Source organism: Paenibacillus sp. FSL R5-0636 (assembly GCF_037974255.1).
GTDB lineage: Bacteria > Bacillota > Bacilli > Paenibacillales > Paenibacillaceae > Paenibacillus_AQ > Paenibacillus_AQ odorifer.
Genome location: NZ_CP150232.1, coordinates 4,274,927 through 4,293,238 on the forward strand (window position 1 = coordinate 4,274,927; position 18,312 = coordinate 4,293,238).

19 protein-coding genes are annotated in these 18,312 nt (G+C 43.7%); all 19 read right to left on the reverse strand.

Going from position 1 to position 18,312, the window contains the following annotated elements:
• Positions 1–5 precede the first annotated feature (5 nt).
• Positions 6–1,409 carry a FapA family protein gene (locus MKX34_RS19405; protein WP_076106347.1) on the reverse strand — a complete coding sequence of 468 codons (1,404 nt, stop codon included), beginning with the start codon at positions 1,407–1,409 and terminating at the stop codon, positions 6–8.
• Positions 1,410–1,438: 29 nt separating this feature from the next.
• Positions 1,439–2,227 (reverse strand): FliA/WhiG family RNA polymerase sigma factor, encoded by a 789-nt coding sequence (locus tag MKX34_RS19410; protein WP_036688498.1) that lies wholly within the window; start codon positions 2,225–2,227, stop codon positions 1,439–1,441.
• Between the two features lie 90 nt (positions 2,228–2,317).
• Entirely contained in the window at positions 2,318–2,722 is a 405-nt protein-coding gene (locus tag MKX34_RS19415; protein ID WP_036689092.1) for a hypothetical protein, read from the reverse strand.
• 8 nt (positions 2,723–2,730) lie between these two features.
• Entirely contained in the window at positions 2,731–3,228 is a 498-nt protein-coding gene (locus MKX34_RS19420) for a chemotaxis protein CheD (protein ID WP_036688499.1), read from the reverse strand.
• A complete protein-coding gene (locus tag MKX34_RS19425; RefSeq protein ID WP_036688500.1) occupies positions 3,221–3,847 on the reverse strand; it encodes a chemotaxis protein CheC in 627 nt (208 codons plus the stop codon). Before MKX34_RS19425 ends, MKX34_RS19420 begins: the two co-directional genes overlap by 8 nt.
• A 3-nt stretch (positions 3,848–3,850) precedes the next feature.
• Positions 3,851–4,312 (reverse strand): chemotaxis protein CheW, encoded by a 462-nt coding sequence (locus tag MKX34_RS19430; protein WP_036688501.1) that lies wholly within the window; start codon positions 4,310–4,312, stop codon positions 3,851–3,853.
• A 27-nt stretch (positions 4,313–4,339) separates the two neighbouring features.
• A complete protein-coding gene (locus MKX34_RS19435; RefSeq protein ID WP_076106348.1) occupies positions 4,340–6,412 on the reverse strand; it encodes a chemotaxis protein CheA in 2,073 nt (690 codons plus the stop codon).
• Between the two features lie 34 nt (positions 6,413–6,446).
• Positions 6,447–7,778 carry a chemotaxis response regulator protein-glutamate methylesterase gene (locus MKX34_RS19440; RefSeq protein ID WP_076106351.1) on the reverse strand — a complete coding sequence of 444 codons (1,332 nt, stop codon included), beginning with the start codon at positions 7,776–7,778 and terminating at the stop codon, positions 6,447–6,449.
• Between the two features lie 33 nt (positions 7,779–7,811).
• Positions 7,812–8,693: a MinD/ParA family protein gene (locus MKX34_RS19445; protein ID WP_076106353.1), complete on the reverse strand. Its 882-nt coding sequence runs from the start codon at positions 8,691–8,693 to the stop codon at positions 7,812–7,814.
• A complete protein-coding gene (flhF, locus tag MKX34_RS19450; protein WP_036688507.1) occupies positions 8,690–10,075 on the reverse strand; it encodes a flagellar biosynthesis protein FlhF in 1,386 nt (461 codons plus the stop codon). The genes MKX34_RS19445 and flhF overlap by 4 nt, the downstream gene beginning before the upstream one ends.
• Positions 10,072–12,105: a flagellar biosynthesis protein FlhA gene (gene flhA, locus MKX34_RS19455; protein WP_036688509.1), complete on the reverse strand. Its 2,034-nt coding sequence runs from the start codon at positions 12,103–12,105 to the stop codon at positions 10,072–10,074. Before flhA ends, flhF begins: the two co-directional genes overlap by 4 nt.
• Before the next feature lie 18 nt (positions 12,106–12,123).
• Positions 12,124–13,218, reverse strand: a complete 1,095-nt coding sequence (gene flhB, locus MKX34_RS19460) for a flagellar biosynthesis protein FlhB (protein WP_036688512.1) — start codon at positions 13,216–13,218, stop codon at positions 12,124–12,126.
• Between the two features lie 22 nt (positions 13,219–13,240).
• Positions 13,241–14,026, reverse strand: coding sequence for a flagellar biosynthetic protein FliR (gene fliR / locus MKX34_RS19465; RefSeq protein ID WP_076106355.1), 786 nt, complete (start codon positions 14,024–14,026; stop codon positions 13,241–13,243).
• A gap of 9 nt (positions 14,027–14,035) precedes the next feature.
• Positions 14,036–14,305, reverse strand: coding sequence for a flagellar biosynthesis protein FliQ (gene fliQ / locus MKX34_RS19470; RefSeq protein WP_036688516.1), 270 nt, complete (start codon positions 14,303–14,305; stop codon positions 14,036–14,038).
• Between the two features lie 21 nt (positions 14,306–14,326).
• Positions 14,327–15,088, reverse strand: a complete 762-nt coding sequence (gene fliP / locus MKX34_RS19475) for a flagellar type III secretion system pore protein FliP (RefSeq protein WP_036688518.1) — start codon at positions 15,086–15,088, stop codon at positions 14,327–14,329.
• The gene (locus MKX34_RS19480) at positions 15,085–15,609 is read right to left on the reverse strand and encodes a flagellar biosynthetic protein FliO (RefSeq protein ID WP_036688521.1); all 525 of its coding nucleotides are present in this window, start codon (positions 15,607–15,609) and stop codon (positions 15,085–15,087) included. The genes fliP and MKX34_RS19480 overlap by 4 nt, the downstream gene beginning before the upstream one ends.
• Positions 15,610–15,618: 9 nt before the next feature.
• Positions 15,619–15,984, reverse strand: coding sequence for a response regulator (locus MKX34_RS19485; protein WP_036688523.1), 366 nt, complete (start codon positions 15,982–15,984; stop codon positions 15,619–15,621).
• Positions 15,985–16,010: 26 nt separating this feature from the next.
• Positions 16,011–17,315 carry a flagellar motor switch phosphatase FliY gene (fliY, locus tag MKX34_RS19490; protein ID WP_036688526.1) on the reverse strand — a complete coding sequence of 435 codons (1,305 nt, stop codon included), beginning with the start codon at positions 17,313–17,315 and terminating at the stop codon, positions 16,011–16,013.
• Positions 17,305–18,303 (reverse strand): flagellar motor switch protein FliM, encoded by a 999-nt coding sequence (gene fliM / locus MKX34_RS19495; RefSeq protein WP_036688529.1) that lies wholly within the window; start codon positions 18,301–18,303, stop codon positions 17,305–17,307. The genes fliY and fliM overlap by 11 nt, the downstream gene beginning before the upstream one ends.
• Positions 18,304–18,312: the final 9 nt, after the last annotated feature.

Consider the following 18,312-nt stretch of genomic DNA (forward strand, 5'->3'; position numbering starts at 1 on the left):
CCCGATTAATTGTACGGCGTTAAAGATATATCCCCATCACTGTAAATAAACACAACCCGCTCCGTAGCATCCTTAACAAATCGGGTATATCTGCCGATCATGATCTTTGAACCGCCATAAATGGTTTTGATAACCTCAACTCTCGCTCTACCTGTATCTTCTAACATTCTTTCTATCTCTAGCACTCGTTCTTTAATTCTTTTTTCTTCACGTTGATGGGATTGTTTAGTAGCATTTAATTTGACGCGAAGCGCCACTTTATCCGCAGGGAGCTGACCGTTAGTAGCCAATTGATTTAATAGATACAAAGCTTTAGAGGTTTTATCCTCGTTCTCCAGCAGCTGCCGCAACTCTTGACGAAGCTCGTTAATCTCATTTCTAAGCTCTGGAACCACGCCTACCTCAATCACAGTCGCAGTGGACATGGTGTTACCTATAGTTCGTGCTACAACTCTTTCTCCAGACTGAACGATTCCACCCACAATCAAACCTTTAGAGCCGTTACAGATAACATCTCTACCCGCACGTATATTGGAATGCATAATACTCTGAGAAACAATTACATCTTCCCCAGCGGTTACGTTTCCATCTTGAATAAAAGAAACCTTCACACTTTTCCCAGCAGTAACTTGGCCTTTGTTATATCCGATAATTCCACCAGTAATTTCAATGGAACCCCCAGAGATTAACTCTGCACCTTCAACGCCGCCTACAACCCGAATATCACCGGCAGACTTTACAGTGAAGCCTGAAAGGACATTCCCGCGTATGACGACTGTACCTACAAAATCAATATTTCCAGTGCTGTAATCCACATCACCATTCACTTCATATACAGGAAACACATTGATTTTCCCGTTATCAGTTAACGTTACCAGTCCATCAATCGCTGCATACATCGAAGTGCCGTCATTATCAATGAGTACATTTTTCCCGATTTTAAAATGAGCTTCCTTTCCAGCCTTGAAAGCAAGCTCATCACCAGTTACAGTCATCCCTAGCTTTCCAGGCTGGGCAGGGATAATTTTAGCTATTAACTTTCCTTTAAGCACATTACGAAGCCGGACCAAGTCCTTGTAGTCGACCTTACCATCCGCTTTCTCAAGCGGTTTGCGGTCCTCTTCCAGATCTACTGTAAGCATAACTCGTCCATCCGTGCCATGCACAGCAGGATAACCTGCAGCAATCGGAACTTTACTCCAAAAAAACTCCTCAGGATGACTACTAATACGTTCGACAACATCACTCTTGATACCGTAGCGAATATTGTGACTGTGCAGGAAGGCTTCCAGTTCTGTAGATGAGCAGGAAAAATTCTCATCCTTTTTGGAGAACTGCAAATACGCGATTCCTTTGTCCTCCGAAAAAGTTATACTCAAGTACTGATTCAAAGCATATTGACCGATCAAATTTTGCTCCCCCTTGTCACCGCTAACGGTTAATCGTTCTGCATAAGGAGATCACGGTTCTTCTCGAGCGTTCCCCTCAGCCGCAAAATAGCTTTGGAATGCAACTGCGAAATTCTTGAAGGAGATAACGACATGACCTCAGCAATCTCACTTAAAGATAAATCTTCATAATATAAAAGGGACACAACGGTCCTTTCTTTCACCGTTAATTTCTCAATACCTTTGGTGAGCGCTTCGCGCAAGTAGAATTCATTTACCTTGCTATCCGGATTCTTAGCTTTATCGTCCACCAGTATGGACATTCGGGTCTCTGATTCCTCTTCACGAATCGGGTCTTCCAGTGAGCAAAGTGACATCACAGCCACATCCTGCAACATATTTTGAAATTCCAGTTCACTAATATTAAGGTATTGGCTCATTTCCTCGTCACTAACTGACCTTAAGTGCTTCTGCTCCAGCTGCTGATAAGCGTCCTCGATTTTTTTAGCTTTTTCCCGAACGGATCTAGGTACCCAATCACTTTGGCGTAATGAATCTAATATCGCACCACGCACACGCCAGGACGCATAGGTCTGAAATTGCAATCCTCGTTTGTAGTCGAATTTCTCAATCGCATCAATTAGTCCCATAACCCCATTGCTGGCTAAATCATCTTTGGATACATTTTTTGGTAATCCCACAGCCAAACGACTGGATACATAATCAACAATATGGAGATAACTCTCTATCAGCTTCTTTTTGGCTTCAGGGTCTCTGTGTTCTTTCCACTGTTCCCATAGCTCGTCAGTTTCCAATTGAGAAGCTTTACGCTCGTTCAATAGCTTTCACCCTTCCCAAAGTTTAGTCAGCGAGCATTCGCGGCGAAATGTACCTTCCAATAAGATCACCGATTCCGCCTCAGCCCTCACTTATTCTTCTTTCAGGTGACGAACGGCCTTGGCCAATTCTTCAGGATCCTTCATCGAAACTAGCTTAGGAGGTGTAAGAGGCTTAAATCCCTCGCTATTCTCGTTTCCTTGTCCTGGCTTCGGTTTTAGTAGATTGATTAATTCTTCATCCTCATTAGGGGTGCTGATGTCCAGCTTCGCCCCAAGTTCTTCACCGCCAGTGTCCACTTCATCCGGAGGCGATGTTTGAATCATAATAAAACCCAATACCCATCTTAAGAGAAAAGCAAGCAGAAACCAGATGATAAATGCAATTAGGCTTCTTAATAAACTAGTACCCAATACATTGTTACTGTAGGTTACAAAAAAGGTAAATATGAAACCTACCAAACCCGACACCAAGTTTATCAAAATGTTTCCAATCATATTCATAATTATAGTTCCTTAGCGCCTTTTTGCACACTGCGAATAAACAATATACCAGTGTTGCAGGCTATTTCTATCGTACGGCCATAATTGCCGCCTGTGTCTTCTGCGATTAACGGAATTTTTAAATTTTCAAGTGCTAGTTTACAAGATTCAACATTACGAGGCCCGATCCTCATGGTGTCGCTCCCCCCGGCAAAGGCAAACATTTGTGAACCTCCGGCCATCTTGGCTACGATCCGGCTCCGAACCGCCCCAAGCTCTAGCAGACGGGATAAGAGCTCCGGCACTGCGGTATCTGCAAACTTAGCGATGTTTAACTGCCCTTCCCTAGCAATCTCAGATGATGGGAGCATCACATGCGCCATCCCTGCGAGCTTTTTTCCAGGGTCAAACAATGTTAATCCCACGCAGGAGCCAAGACCTGTGGTACGAATTAAACTATCTTGGCTGCCAACGTTAAGATCCGCCATCCCTACTTTAATAATGCTTTGTTCTTCAATCATTTTCAAAAGGAACTCCTAGCGATTTGAAGATTTTCGGGAATGATTCCGGATCGGGAATAAGGAAAAATTGCCCTTCAATTTCGTTTTTCCCCTCAAAGAAGGTAGTGTCGATCAACAATGCATCGTCCCCCATCTGCCCGAATTGCAGCAGACCGTAGCTAAGGATGGCGCCAGCCATGTCCATAGCAAGGGCCGGAACCGTTGGATACATAGAAAGTGAGGTGAAGTCTGCTAGAGAAGAAAGATACGAACCTGCCAAAATATTGCCAATTTCGCTTAGCGCAGAAAGTTCCATTTCTCCAAGCTCTTCATCACTCGACAGCTCAATGCCTGCAATACGACTAAGCAAGTTCATTGCCGCTTCTGGTGACAGAATGAAAAACAGGTTACCTGGAGCTTCACCCTCCACACGTAGAAACACCGCATATACTAGTTCTTCGGCTCCGCCAACTTTATCAGTAATTTCTTCAAAGTTAAGGAGCTGTACCTTAGGAACAGCCATATCTATCGGCTTGTTCAAGAGCTGTGATAATGCGGTGGCTGCATTTCCAGCTCCAATGTTCCCAACTTCCTTAAGCACATCCATTTTGAAATCCTTATAGTGCTTAAATAGTTCCACAGGTTAGCCCTCTAGGCTTTCTAATTGAACGATTTCGCTTTTGTTAAGCACTTCTGACAAGTTGAGCATAATCAGTAAGCGCTCGTCTCCAATCTTGGCCACCCCATCCAAATACTTCGCCTTGATGCCGCCAACAACATCAGGAGGTGTATCAATAGAATCTCTGTTCAGATCTATAACATCATTTGCAGAGTCTACAATGAAGCCTACTTCCATTTCATTAACAGATACGATGATGATTCTTGTCTGATCGGTGTGTTCAGCCTCTTCGATGCCGAAACGGCCCCGTAAATCAATTACAGGAATAACAACACCACGTAAATTAATTACACCTTTGATAAATGAATAGGTCTTAGGTACACGAGTAATGGGCATCATGCGCTCAATAGTTTGTACCTTCTCAACTTCAATTCCATATTCCTCTACGCCTAATTTGAACACTATCACTTTAATATCTTCAGCCATGGAATGAACCTCCCTGTTCTATCCTAGTTATTTAATAAAAGCGTTGGGATCAATAATAAGTGCTACTTGACCATCACCAAGAATGGTTGCGCCAGATATTCCTTGTACATCAGGCAAATATTTACCCAGATTCTTAATCACAACCTCGTTCTGGCCAATAAAATCCTGTACTGCTAAGGCAACTAATCTTTCTCCCTTGCGCACAACTACGATTTCTGTTTCTTCTTCGGTACTCTCATCATAATCTGGTACAGAGAAGAGGCGGCTTAGTGAAACCAGAGGAATATGCGAATCACGGAATTCTACCATTTTATTTCCATGGATTGTACGGATCTGAGATTGCTTCACGATTCCCGTTTCCACTATAGAGGTCAAAGGAATGGCATACTTCTCGGAACCTAATCGGATAAGCATTGCAGCAATGATTGATAGAGTTAGAGGCAGCTGCACTGAGAAATTTGTTCCTTTACCTGGAGCAGAATAAATCGTTACATTGCCGCCTAAAGAAGAAATCTTAGATTTAACTACATCCAGCCCTACCCCGCGGCCTGAAACATCAGAAATAACCTCTGCTGTACTGAAACCTGGTGCAAACAACAACTGAAAAGCTTCATCATCCGACATACTGGCTGCCTGCTCTTGTGTTATAACACCCTTCTTCACAGCAGATTTCAGAACCTTCTCTGGATAAATCCCTGTTCCATCTTCCTCGATCTCAATAAAGACGTGATTACCACTGTGGAAAGCCCGCAAATAGACCGTTCCGGTCTCCGGCTTACCAGCAGCAACACGATCTGCAATAGATTCGATACCATGGTCAACTGCATTACGCAATAAATGCACCAGCGGATCACCGATTTCATCAATGACCGTACGATCTAGCTCAGTTTCTGCTCCTGTGATGATAAGATCTACTTTTTTGTCTAGTGACTTGGCTAGATCACGAATCATACGTGGGAATCGGTTAAATACTGTATCTACTGGAACCATCCGCAGCTTCATTACAATATTCTGGAGATCTCCACTTACCCGGCCCATATGCTCAACCGTTTCCGTGAGATCACCGTTTTGAACCTCAGAAGCCAGCTGTTCCAAACGAACACGGTCGATAAGAAGTTCACTGAATAAATTCATCAACACGTCCAAACGTTCAATATCTACACGAATGGTACGTGACGGTGCCCCACCTGTTTTGTGAGTTGCAGGTTTGTTACCCTCTTCTTTGGTTGGCAGGGGTTTAGCGGCAGAAGCGGCAGGTACAGCTGCTGCTGGCGCCTCAGTAGTCGTGGCTGCCACTTCAGAGGCTGCTGCTGCTTCCTGACCCAGCTGTTGCAGAGAATCTTGATCCAATGCTACTGCCGATACCTTGTCAATCTCAGACAGATTTAGAATCATAGCCTGAATTTGATCAGCACTTTTTTGAGTTATGTAATAGAGAGAGAAGCTTTGATCAAATTTCTCTTGTTCAATATCCTGAACGGATGGGAAGGATTTAACCACTTCACCTGAACGCTCCAAAAGATCAAACACCATATATGCACGTACTGCCTTAAGCTGACAATCCTTGCGAATGGTTACGTCCACATATAATACTTGATGTCCTTCTTGAATCGACTGTTCTAGAACAGAAAATTGAAACTCATCTAAATGAATCGGGGTTTCAACCGCTTGTGCAGCAGGTCCTGAGACAGAAGCTGCCTCACCACCCGCAACAGGAATCTCTCCCCGGACTATAGCCTGTAAGGAGGAGACGATAGACGAAACATCCGCTTTACCCTCGCCTCCTCCCGTAATATCCTCAACCATAGACTCCAAGGCATCCAAACTTTTGAACAACGTATCAAAAATGAAATCCTGCATGCGCAGTTTGTTGTTGCGTACCAAATCAAGAACATTTTCCATTTGGTGTGTGAGTGAAGCCAAATCTTCAAAGCCCATAGTTGCTGCCATACCTTTTAAGGTATGCGCAGAGCGGAATATTACCTGTACAATACTAATGTCCTCAGGATTCGCTTCCAGCCCCATCATGCTCTCGTTCAATGACTGCAGATGATCGTTCGACTCATCAATAAACATGGATAAATATTGGTTCATGTCCATCAGTGAGCACCTCCCCTTTGAGTTCGCTTTTCTGTTATTTAACAGCTTGCACCAGCCTTGGAGCAATTTCTTGCAAAGGCAGTACGTGCTGGACGCACTGTAATTCCACCGCAGATCGCGGCATTCCATATACGACACAAGTTTCTTCGCTTTCAGCAAAGGTTGAGGTTACCCCAGAGTCGTATAAGGATTTCATCATTCTTGCCCCATCACTACCCATCCCTGTCATTAGTAACAAATGACGTTCTAACGATGTGAGCGGCAGCAATGATTCAAATAAAACATCCACAGAAGGTCGATGGCCATTACGCGCCTCCTCCTTTGTGAGTACAACCGCATATTGCCCTCTAGAGGATGGGACAACTTGTAAATGATAGCCTCCAGGTGCTATATAAGCAGTTCCTTTTTGCAATATCATCCCCTGCTCAGCTTCAATCACTTCTAGCGGGCTAAAGGTATTCAGTCGCTGGGCTAGTGATTTGGTAAAGTTAGGCGGCATATGCTGCACGATAACAATAGGCGCTGGAAAATCCGCAGGAATCTTCTCCAGAAATACCTTTAGAGCACGTGGTCCACCTGTAGAGCACCCCACGGCAACCAACTTTTGCAGATCATTACTCCCATACTTCCGGACCTGAGGATTTGCAGGAGCGTCAGAAGACACTTCCACTTTAGGTTTAGGCAACGGTTTTGGTGGGGTAGCGTTATTCTCTACTCTTGACCTTGCATTAGTCTTTTCTGATAAAGGTGGTGGAGTAGAGATTAATGGTTTGGCTGCTCTTTTAGGAACAGAATGATCTAACGGCTGCTTCACCCGCGGTTTTTTGATCACTTCATTTTTGAGTGAAGCTTTAGGTTCTACCTTGGGTTTGCCGGGCATCACTCTCGGTACAGTTGGCGGTGCGACTTCTACTGGCGGTATGTCTGGCAACTTAAATGCAGAAGCACGTGCTTCGCGCTGCTCCCGGGCCATCATAGCCTCTTTCATTTGTTCCCTTAAGGATTCTCCCACTCCCATGATATCCTGAGAGTTGGTAATCGAAGGTTTACGAATAAAGTCAAAAGCGCCCCATTCCAGTGCAAGAATGGTTTCCTTCATGCCCTCTTCATTGATCCCTGACAGCATAATCACTGGCAGAGGGTCTGAGGCCATTATTATTTTCAGCGCTTCCAGGCCGTTCATTTCTGGCATTTCTACATCCATAGTAACCAGATCTGGACGAAGCTCATTGATTTTTTCGATAGCCTCACGACCGTTTTTTGCTGTTGCCGTCACCTGAAAGTCAGCGTCATTTTCAATTAAATCGGAAATGATCTTGCGCATAAATGCCGAATCATCAACAACCAATACTTTATATGGCTTCATATCATTTCCACCTCTGTCCCAAATTCAGAACAACTATTTACTCCGCTTTAACCATTTATGGATAAAGCCTTTAATCCCTTGGACTTTTGTGGTCTTTTTAGAATCAATGGTCAAATAACTTAGGGCAAGACGATGTATATCTTTTGCAGCAATACTGTTTGGAAAAGCCAATGTGAATGGCGTTTGCCTTTTGACAGCTTGCACTACATGGGCATCTGAGCTTATATGACCAAGATAAGAAATATCTAATTGCAAAAAACGACTGGCGGCCATTCGGATCTTATCGCTTGTCGCTATGGCTTCCCTTTCATCACCTGCCTGGTTCACAATCAATTTAAAGGAAGTCTCAGGATAGGAACGATTCACAACCTTCATTAATGCGTATGCATCTGTGATAGCTGTTGGTTCTGGTGTAGTAACCACTAGGCAATCGTCGGCAGAAGTTATAAACTTCATCGTTTCCTTAGATAATCCAGCGCCTGTATCGAACAAAATAAAATCCATGCTGTCCGCGATAAGTGTTATCTGATTTGTGAAATAATCAAGATCAGACTCTGAAAGCGTGAATAGCTCATCCATTCCAGAGCCACCTGCTATAAAAGGGAGCGAATTCGGACCGTATTGAATAATCTGCTCGATATCCGCTTCTCTTTTTAACAAATGATAAAGATTATATCTCGCCGATACGCCCATCAACACATCTATATTAGCCATGCCGATATCTGCATCGAACAGCAAAACCCGTTTGCCCATAGCCTTTAAAGTTAGAGCGAAGTTAAGTGTAAAATTCGACTTACCAACGCCCCCTTTACCACTACACACCGTAATGATCCTGGCGGATGATCCCCCTCTTACAGCTACTTTAGAATCCTGACTGGATACAAGCTGTCTTAAGGATTGTGCCTGATCCATCATGTTTCACCTGTTCCAAGAAGCAACTCACTCAGCTGTCCTTTGGTAGCCATAAGCAGGTCATCAGGAACATTTTGACCATCGGTCATATAAGACAAGGTAAGTGGGAAGTCATTCAGTACATTAAAGAGCGGGCCGTAACTCCCCGTCTCATCCAGCTTTGTGAAAATAACCTTATCCAGCCTATATCTGCCGAAATGCTCTGCAATAAGTTTCATATCACGGCTTTTCGAGGTCAAGCTAAGCACAAGATAAGTTTCACTTCTCAATTCCTTCGCAAGCAAGCTTTGCAGTTCGGCTACTAGCATATCATTACGATAATTTCGGCCAGCTGTATCCATTAATACTAGATCACAACTCTCCAAGCGAAAGAGTGCTCTTTGCAAATCTCCTGGCGATTGGACAACCTCCAATGGAACATTGAGAATAGCAGCGTAGGTTCGCAACTGTTCCACAGCTGAGATTCTATACGTATCGGAGGTGATAAAACCTACCTTGCGTCCGTGCTTAAATAGCTGTTCTGCCGCAAGCTTAGCTATGGTTGTGGTCTTTCCAACTCCAGTGGGTCCGGCAATATATACAATTTGAGTATCCCGGGCAATTCCATCAGCAATTCGTCCCGTCAGGAAACCATCAATCTGTTCTTTAAGAGATCCCATAAATTTCTCTGGTCCCCAAGTACGCCCTTCATCCACCCAACGTTCCGAGATGTTACTGATCCATTCCTCAACAAGCACAGCATCCATTTCTTGCTCTAATAAAAGATCCCGTAGCTCCTGCAGACTGTCTGGCAGTTCTCTTCCACCTGAGGATTGTCTGGCAATTCGCTCCATCCAGAGCTTCATATCTCTAATCTCACGAAGAACATCATTTTCGAGAGCAGTGGCAACCTCTGGCGATTGTTCTAATCCTAATGATTCATACAACGCTGATATAGAAGGTGCATCTTCCAGATTTAATTCAGGAAGTTTTTGCTCAGGTTCTGGCTCCGGATGCTTGGCTATCGATTCTTGTACATTGATAGCTTCCGATAAGGCTGCAGCAATCTCTGCAAACGTCCGTGACTCTTCTGGTTTTTCTAATGAAACAGAAGGTACGGAAGGTATAGAAGGTGTAGTGGAAGCAGATGAAGCTTTTTGATAAGCCTGTGGTACTGCACTCCGTGGAATGTTCATCGCTGGCGCAGCCGGCTTTTTTGGAACATTATTCTTCTCTGCCTTTTCTACTGCTGCTACAACTTCTATTTTTTTCTTCTTAAATAACCCTAAAAATCCGCCGATTTTGATTTCCTTTGTACTTAAAATGACGGCCTCGCTCCCAAGCTCGTTGCGAATGGAAAGCATGGCGTCAGGCATCGAATCGACCACGTAACGCTTCACTCTCATAAATTCACCACTCCGACGCTTTGTATTTCAATGTTAGGCTCTAGCTCGCTATAAGACAGTACAGGAATATCCTGCATCGTTCGTTCAATCACCTGCCGCAAATACATACGAATGGTTGGTGATGTGAGCACTATTGGCTGTTGCCCTGTCTGCAGCAATCGATTAATCTGTTCACTTAACCGCTGATAGATCGTTTGTGTCGAAGTTGGATCTAGTGCCAAATAACTTCCCTGTTCAGATTGCTGCACACTCTCGGAAATTTTCTTTTCAAGATTAGGCCCCACCGTGATGACTTTCAGCGTCTCTCCTACTTGTGAGAATTGCTGGGTAATCTGTCTGGACAAGGACTGACGAACATATTCAGTGAGAATATCAGGATCCTTGGTGTATGTCCCATAATCCGCCAATGTCTCAAAAATCGTAACCAAATCTCTGATCGATATTTTTTCACGAAGCAGCTTAGCAAGAACCTTCTGCACATCCCCAATCGCCAATACGGAAGGAATAAGATCGTCGACGAGCACTGGATAATTATCCCTAAGGTTGTCCACCAGCATCTTAGTTTCTTGTCTTCCTATCAGCTCATGTCCATGACGTTTGATTAACTCCGTCAGATGTGTTGCGACAACAGATGGAGGGTCTACTACAGTATAGCCGGACAATTCAGCCCGCTCTTTAACCGATTCATCAATCCATAATGCTGGAAGCCCAAAGGATGGTTCGATGGTCTCAATACCGTTTATAGATTCATCATCATATCCTGGACTCATTGCAAGGTAATGATTAAGTAATAATTCACCACCGCCAACTGTATTTCCTTTAATTTTTATGACATATTCATTCGGTTTTAGTTGAATATTGTCGCGAATGCGAATAACAGGTACTACAAGACCCATTTCTAGGGCACATTGCCGTCGAATCATGATGATACGATCTAGCAGATCGCCTCCCTGACCTGTATCCGCCAAAGGAATAAGACCATAACCAAACTCGAATTCAATGGGATCAACTGAAAGCAAATTAATGACACTTTCCGGACTTCGTACCTCTTCAATCTGCTTCTCTTCAACAAGTTGCTCTTCGGCAATCTGTTTCTTATTTAAATTTTGTCCCATACGGTAGGCTGCAAAAGCCAGCAATCCGGCCAATGGGAGCGTTGTAATCATATGTATGGGTGTAAAGAGTCCAAGAAAAGCTACCGTAACTGCGACAATATACAACAATTTCGGATAGGACAACAACTGTCCTGTCAGCTCTTCTGCAAGATTACCTTCCGAAGAAGCTCTAGTAACAATCAAGCCGGCTGCTGTCGAAATAAGCAAAGCTGGAATTTGACTGACAAGACCGTCCCCGATGGTCAATACAGAATAAGTGGATAACGCAGTAGCAAAGTCCATCCCGTGAACCATCATACCGATAATAAATCCACCGATGAGATTGATCAGCAAGATGATAATACTCGCAATCGCGTCTCCTTTAACGAATTTACTCGCACCGTCCATGGCTCCGAAAAAATCCGCTTCGCGTTCTACGTTACGACGACGCTCACGTGCCTGGGTTTCGTTAATCATGCCTGCGTTAAGATCGGCATCAATACTCATTTGCTTACCGGGCATCGCATCCAAGGTAAATCTAGCGCCTACCTCAGCTACGCGCTCTGAACCTTTGGTGATAACAATAAACTGAACTACTACCAAGATCAGAAACACGATAAACCCAACAGCAATTTGTCCGCCAGCGATCCAGCTACCGAAAGTAGATACCACTGAACCGGCATCTCCGTAAGTCAGGATCAGTTTTGTAGTCGAGATGTTAAGTGACAGACGAAACAGTGTGGTTACTAGGAGCAATGAAGGGAAAATTGAGAATTCGAGTGCATTTTTCGTATTCATAGCAACCAGAATGATAATTAATGCGATTGAGATGTTAATAACAAGCAAAACGTCCAATAGCCAGGACGGGATAGGCAGAATCATCATAAGCACGATCCCGATGATGCCTAGCAAAACTGTTAAATCTTTAGCTTTCAATGTCCTAACCCCCCCGCCTTATCTCCTCTTACCTTTAAGCTTATATACATATGCCAGCACTTCAGCCACAGCCTGGAACAGATCATTTGGAACGACATCTCCAATCTCTGCCCTTTGGAATAATGCCCGTGCCAGCGGTTTGTTTTCCATAGTCACGACGCCGTGCTCTTTAGCCAGCTCCCGGATGCGAAGTGCTACATAATCCTGACCCTTTGCTATAATCTGCGGCGCTTCCATCTTGGTACCGTCATATTTAAGCGCAACAGCAAAGTGCGTAGGATTCGTAATGATTACATCCGCATTTGGAACTTCCTGCATCATACGCTGCATGGCCATTCTACGTTGGCGTTCCCTGATCTTACCTTTGATTAGAGGGTCACCCTCCATTTTTTTGTATTCATCCTTGATATCCTGCTTGGACATTTTCAGGCTTTTTTCATGCTCGTACTTCTGATACATGTAGTCCAGAAAAGCCATAGCCAATAGGGCAGCCCCGATTTTCAAACCAAGACTCATCGTCAGCTTGGCCGCAAATTTAAAAATCCCCTCCGCACTGATATGCGACAGGGATGCAAAGTTCTTCTTTTCTCCCCATAAAGTGCTATATACCAGATAAGCGATAATTAGAAGCTTAAATATGGATTTCAGGAACTCGACAAACGAACGCATGGAGAAAATATTTTTGAACCCTTTTATCGGATTAAGCTTGCTGAATTTAGGGGTGATCCCCTCTCCCGTGGTCATAAAGCCCACCTGCGCCAGATTGCTTACCAGCGCCATAACAAAAACTATTCCAAGTAATGGAGCTAGCAAAATCAGTATTTGTAGTCCATATTGATTAAATAGCAGCGTTATATTCTCAGGAGTAACCTCCAGTGTCATTTGATTCTGAAATACATCCATATATAGCTTCATGAAGCGTTCTTTCATAAAACCACCAAACATCATCAAGCTAACTACTGCTGATAACAATACAACTGCACCGGATAGCTCAGCACTTTTGGCTACTTGACCCTTTTTACGAGCATCTTGCCGTTTCTTCGGGGTTGCTTTTTCCGTCTTTTCACCGGCGAATTGTTGAAGATCCAGTCTATACCGCTTCGTCTTAGGCATAATACGCTCCCCTTACGGTCACCTACGGACTCTTCCCCATGAGATTCAATAAATTCTCCATGGATTCGAACATGATATCGAAGAGATTCTGAAACAGCACAGCCAGACCAGGCATCAGCACTAAAAGCAGTGCAAGACCTATAATGATTTTGAGCGGAACCCCAATAACAAATACATTATATTGCGGAGCCGTTCTCGCCAAGAAAGCAAGGCCAACATCAGTCAGAAACAGCGCAGTTACTAAAGGAGCCGACATTTGAAAAGCGAGTACAAAGGACTGAGCAAATGTTCGAACCAGAAACTCTGATAAACTACCGTCAATCATGCCTAGAAATAAATCGTTATTCATAGGAACCCATTTATAACTGTACACAATAGCATCTAGCAGATGGTGATGACCATTCATGCTCAGAAACATTAGCAGGGCTATCATATATTTGAAATTACCAAGAATTGGTGCAGATGTTCCAGTCATAGGATCGATAACATTAGCAATACCGAAGCCAATCTGAATATCAATAAATGAACCTGCTGTCTGAATCGCCATAAACATCAAATATCCAACGAAACCTAGCAATAATCCTATTAATGCCTCTCTGGCAATCAGCAAAATATAACTGAAATCCTGCGGGATCGTAAGCCCTGTTCCGTTAGCACTAAAGACAACCAATGCTACAAAAAAAGAAATGCCAATCTTAAAGGTTGTCGGGACCCCTTGTGAAGAAAATACAGGAACGACAACAAAAAAAGCGGTTATTCGACAAAAAATAAGCAAAAAGACGGGTAAACTTTGCAGTATGGTCTCCATGTTCATTGATTAACCAATATACATATAGAGATTACCCAAAATTTGGCTTGTAAAGTCAATCAGCTTCGTGATGATCCACGGACCAAATAGCAATAAAGCCAATAGCACTGCGACGATTTTGGGAACAAACGCTAGCGTCTGTTCCTGAATCTGTGTCGTAGCCTGAAAAATACTGATTATTAGCCCTACCACCAGACCAAGAATCAGCATGGGTGCGCTGACTTCCAGCACTAAATATACGGCTTGGCTTGCTAGCCCGATTATAAACTCCGTACTCATCCCTCATGCCTCCTCTTTAGGTCAGGTGTTAAAACTAAGAAGTAGTGATTTAATGACTAAGTACCAGCCGTCTACCAGTACAAAGAGCATTATTTTAAAAGGTAATGAAATCATAACCGGGGGAAGCATCATCATCCCCATGGCCATCAGTGTGCTCGCCACAACAATATCAATAATCAGGAATGGTATGAAAATTAAGAAGCCCATTGTAAAAGCCTTTTTCAATTCGCCAATTGCAAAAGCTGGCACCATCACCGTCAGTGGAATATCACTGTATGTAGCCGGTTTAGTAGATCCGGTATAACCGGTGTATTTCATAAATAACAGAAGATCTTTGGTGTTCGTCTGTTTAAACATAAATTCTTTCATCGGATCAGCAGCTTTATCAAAAGCCTCAGTTTGTGTGATTGTCCCCTTCATATACGGCTGCAACGCATTTTCATTCACTGTGGCCAGCGTTGGTGACATAATGAACAGGGTCAGAAACAGAGCAAGTCCTACCAGCACCTGGTTTGGAGGCATAGCCTGAGTACCCAGCGAGGTTCTCACAAAACCTAATACGATTACAATTCTAGTAAAGCTAGTCATAAGAACCAGAAACGCCGGAGCAATACTCAGAACCGTAACAAGAAGAAGAATTGATATGGAACTGGTACCACTGCTTGAACCTTCATTACCGACCTGAATATTAACATTAGGTATAGGATCAGCATGTATCGGCGTCATCATAACCACACTGATAATACCGAACAGCAGAATAGCAAGAATTAGCTTCTTTTTCATATATTCCTCGACTCATCCTTAGTAACATCATCCCGAAGCAGCTCTTCCATTTTCTCTTTGCGCTCTGGTGCAGAACGAAGCTTGGATTGCAGAGTCTCGTAAAAAGATGATGTTTCACTAAGTTCAATTTCCTGAGATGGAACCTCCCCACGCAGCTTTACCTTTACCTTGGCAATAAGCGGTGCGAGGAAATTATTCTGGTTAGAGGACTGATCCTCAAATGCCGCAATGATCAATGCTACCTCATCCGGATCGGTGACTTTATCCAAAATGGATATATTTTCACCAATCCCGATTAAGTAAAGACTGCTTCCCAGTTCGATAACCTGCATCGACTTATTAGGTCCAAGCCCTATTGCACCAAGCGTTCTTATAGAACGGTTGCTCATAAAGGTCTGATTACGTCGTCCAAGAAAACGAATCAGTACCACTATAAGTACAATGATTATCGCCAGGACAATAATAACTTTAAACAAATTCAGCAGGGTGTTACTGCTTCCGAGCGTTTCGGAATATAACATGACTTTATCCTACACGCCCAACGTTTTGTTAATAGCTTCGATAACCCGGTCAGCTTGGAAAGGCTTCACTATAAAGTCTTTAGCTCCTGCTTGGATTGCATCGATAACCATAGCCTGCTGGCCCATGGCTGAACACATAATAACCTTTGCAGCCGGATCTACTTTTTTGATTTCTTTCAGGGCGGCGATTCCGTCCATCTCAGGCATAGTAATATCCATCGTGATGAGGTCCGGACGCAGTTCCTTGAATTTTTCTATCGCTTGAGAACCGTCCTGAGCTTCGCCCACTACTTCAAATCCGTTTTTCGACAAAATGTCACGGATCATCATTCTCATAAATGCTGCATCGTCCACGATTAGAATTCGGTTAGCCATTTTTACAAAATCCTCCCTAAGTATGCTTATTGTAATTTCTGAATTCGGTCCCACTGGCTGACGATATCCGTAACGCGTACGCCAAAGTTTTCGTCGATAACAACGACTTCACCTTTGGCAATAAGCTTGTTGTTAACCAAAATATCTACAGGCTCACCTGCGAGCTTGTCCAGCTCAATAATTGAGCCTTGTGACATTTCTAAAATATCTTTGATCTGCTTCTGGGTCCTTCCTAATTCTACGGTTACTCTAAGCGGTATGTCCATCAATAAATTTAAATTATTTTCATCAATATGACCAAAGGCCCCACCATTCAGATTTGCAAATTGCACAGGCTGTACATTTACATTGCGATTTGCCTCAGAATTAAGCGGTGGTGTCTGTCCATATGGCATCCCTTGCGGTGGCATACCGTATGGTGGCATCCCAGGCATTCCGTACGCTGGCATACCCGCTGGAGGATAATAATACCCGCCTTCTGGCATCCCTGGATACGCTGGCATACCCTGCGGTGGATATGGTGGTTGCGTTCCTCCTGCGGGCTGTGAGGGCGCCTGTTGCACCGGAGGTGCTGGAGGTGGTGTCTCCGCAGAATTAGTCATAGCAGGTGTTTCAGCCATTGTGACCGCTGCCTCCTCCTCTGCCGGACTAACATCACCAAGTAGCATGGATACCATATCTTTTGCGAACTGAACAGGCAAGAGCTGCATAATAGTAGAATCTATCAAATCACCAATTTTAAGCCGGAACGAAATACGAATTAGGGTTTCATCGTCTGGCAGACTGCCTACTCCTTCTCCGCTGGACATATTCAAAATGTCGATACCCGGAGGCGAGATATTAACAAAACGATTAAAAATCGTAGACATCGATGTAGCAGAAGAACCCATCATTTGATTCATAGCTTCTTGCACAGCGCTAATATGAATTTCATTCAACTCTTCATCCTTAGGTTCGCCGGCACCGCCAAGCATCAGATCGGCAATGACCTGTGCATCCCTAATCTTAATAACAAGTGAGTTAATCCCTTGAAACCCATCCACATATTGAACGTGAACAGCTACATGCGGTTTAGGAAAAGCAATTTCAAACTCCCCGCGTGTAATGATCGAAACTTGAGGGGTTGTAATATCTACTTTTTTCCCTAGTAAAGTGGAAAGTGCTGTTGCTGCACTGCCAAACGTTATATTACCAATTTCGCCCAAAGCATCCTGTTCAAACGGTGTTAGATAGTCATCTACCGTTTTCTCCGTAGGAGCTAATGAGCCCTCCGCAGATTGTCTCAGAAGGGCGTCGATTTCTTCTTGGGATAAATAATCTTTACTCGTCAAATTCTTCAACTCCTTCATTGACAATTTCGTCTATTTGCACGGCTACCCGATCTTTAACCATTCCGGGACTTCCGATGAACTTAAGCTTCTCCCCTACCTTAATTGACAGTCCAGAATCTACGTTTCTGTTGAGAGAAATCACGTCACCGACACTAAGCCCTAGGAATTCAGATATGGATAAGCTCGATTCTCCAAGTTCAGCAACAATCGGCAGCTTCGCTTTATGAACTCTAGCTCTAATGGCCAGTAGCTCATCTTCATCCCGCGTCTTCTTCTCTGTCACAAACCATTGGTGAACAGAAAGTCTGGACATGATAGGCTCTAGAACGACATGCGGTATACAAAGATTGATCATGCCTGTTGTATCTCCAATTTTGGTACTTAGAGAGATTAATGCAATGGTCTCATTGGGCGATACAATCTGCATGAACTGCGGGTTCGTCTCAAGAGCTTCCATCCGCGGATGAATATCCAGCACCGTTTTCCAAGCCTCCTGCAGACTCTCAAAACATCTACTAAAGATACGCTCCATAATCGTTGTTTCGATCTCAGTTAGAGCATTAATCTTAGAAGGTGCAGTTCCAAAGCCCCCAAGCAACCTGTCCAGCATAGCAAAAGCAATGTTTGGATGAACTTCCATTACCATGCGGCCCTCTAAAGGTTCAGCTTCAAAAATGTTCAATATCGTCATTTTCGGTATGGAGCGAATAAATTCATCATAAGGGAGCTGCTCTACTTGAACGACATTAATCTGAACGAAGGTGCGCAATTGGGCTGAAAAATACGTTGTAAGATAACGGGCGAAATTGTCATGTATCCGTGTAAGACTGCGGATATGATCTTTGGAAAAGCGGACAGCCCGTTTAAAGTCATAAGAGCGGATTTTCTTCTGAGTTTCTTCCTTTTTAAGTTCATCGGCGTCCATCTCACCTGAAGAAAGTGCAGCAAGTAGAGCATCAATTTCGTTTTGTGATAGTACATCAACCAATTCAATCAC

What these genes read in the sequence shown, in the direction of transcription:
- MKX34_RS19480 (WP_036688521.1), bottom strand. Translation starts at nt 15,609, where the DNA reads ATGTTATATTCCGAAACGCTCGGAAGCAGTAACACCCTGCTGAATTTG.
- flhB (WP_036688512.1), bottom strand. Translation starts at nt 13,218, where the DNA reads ATGCCTAAGACGAAGCGGTATAGACTGGATCTTCAACAATTCGCCGGT.
- MKX34_RS19485 (WP_036688523.1), bottom strand. Translation starts at nt 15,984, where the DNA reads ATGGCTAACCGAATTCTAATCGTGGACGATGCAGCATTTATGAGAATG.
- MKX34_RS19430 (WP_036688501.1), bottom strand. Translation starts at nt 4,312, where the DNA reads ATGGCTGAAGATATTAAAGTGATAGTGTTCAAATTAGGCGTAGAGGAA.
- MKX34_RS19445 (WP_076106353.1), bottom strand. Translation starts at nt 8,693, where the DNA reads ATGATGGATCAGGCACAATCCTTAAGACAGCTTGTATCCAGTCAGGAT.
- fliP (WP_036688518.1), bottom strand. Translation starts at nt 15,088, where the DNA reads ATGAAAAAGAAGCTAATTCTTGCTATTCTGCTGTTCGGTATTATCAGT.
- fliQ (WP_036688516.1), bottom strand. Translation starts at nt 14,305, where the DNA reads ATGAGTACGGAGTTTATAATCGGGCTAGCAAGCCAAGCCGTATATTTA.
- MKX34_RS19415 (WP_036689092.1), bottom strand. Translation starts at nt 2,722, where the DNA reads ATGATTGGAAACATTTTGATAAACTTGGTGTCGGGTTTGGTAGGTTTC.
- MKX34_RS19420 (WP_036688499.1), bottom strand. Translation starts at nt 3,228, where the DNA reads ATGATTGAAGAACAAAGCATTATTAAAGTAGGGATGGCGGATCTTAAC.
- MKX34_RS19435 (WP_076106348.1), bottom strand. Translation starts at nt 6,412, where the DNA reads ATGGACATGAACCAATATTTATCCATGTTTATTGATGAGTCGAACGAT.
- MKX34_RS19440 (WP_076106351.1), bottom strand. Translation starts at nt 7,778, where the DNA reads ATGAAGCCATATAAAGTATTGGTTGTTGATGATTCGGCATTTATGCGC.
- fliR (WP_076106355.1), bottom strand. Translation starts at nt 14,026, where the DNA reads ATGGAGACCATACTGCAAAGTTTACCCGTCTTTTTGCTTATTTTTTGT.
- flhF (WP_036688507.1), bottom strand. Translation starts at nt 10,075, where the DNA reads ATGAGAGTGAAGCGTTACGTGGTCGATTCGATGCCTGACGCCATGCTT.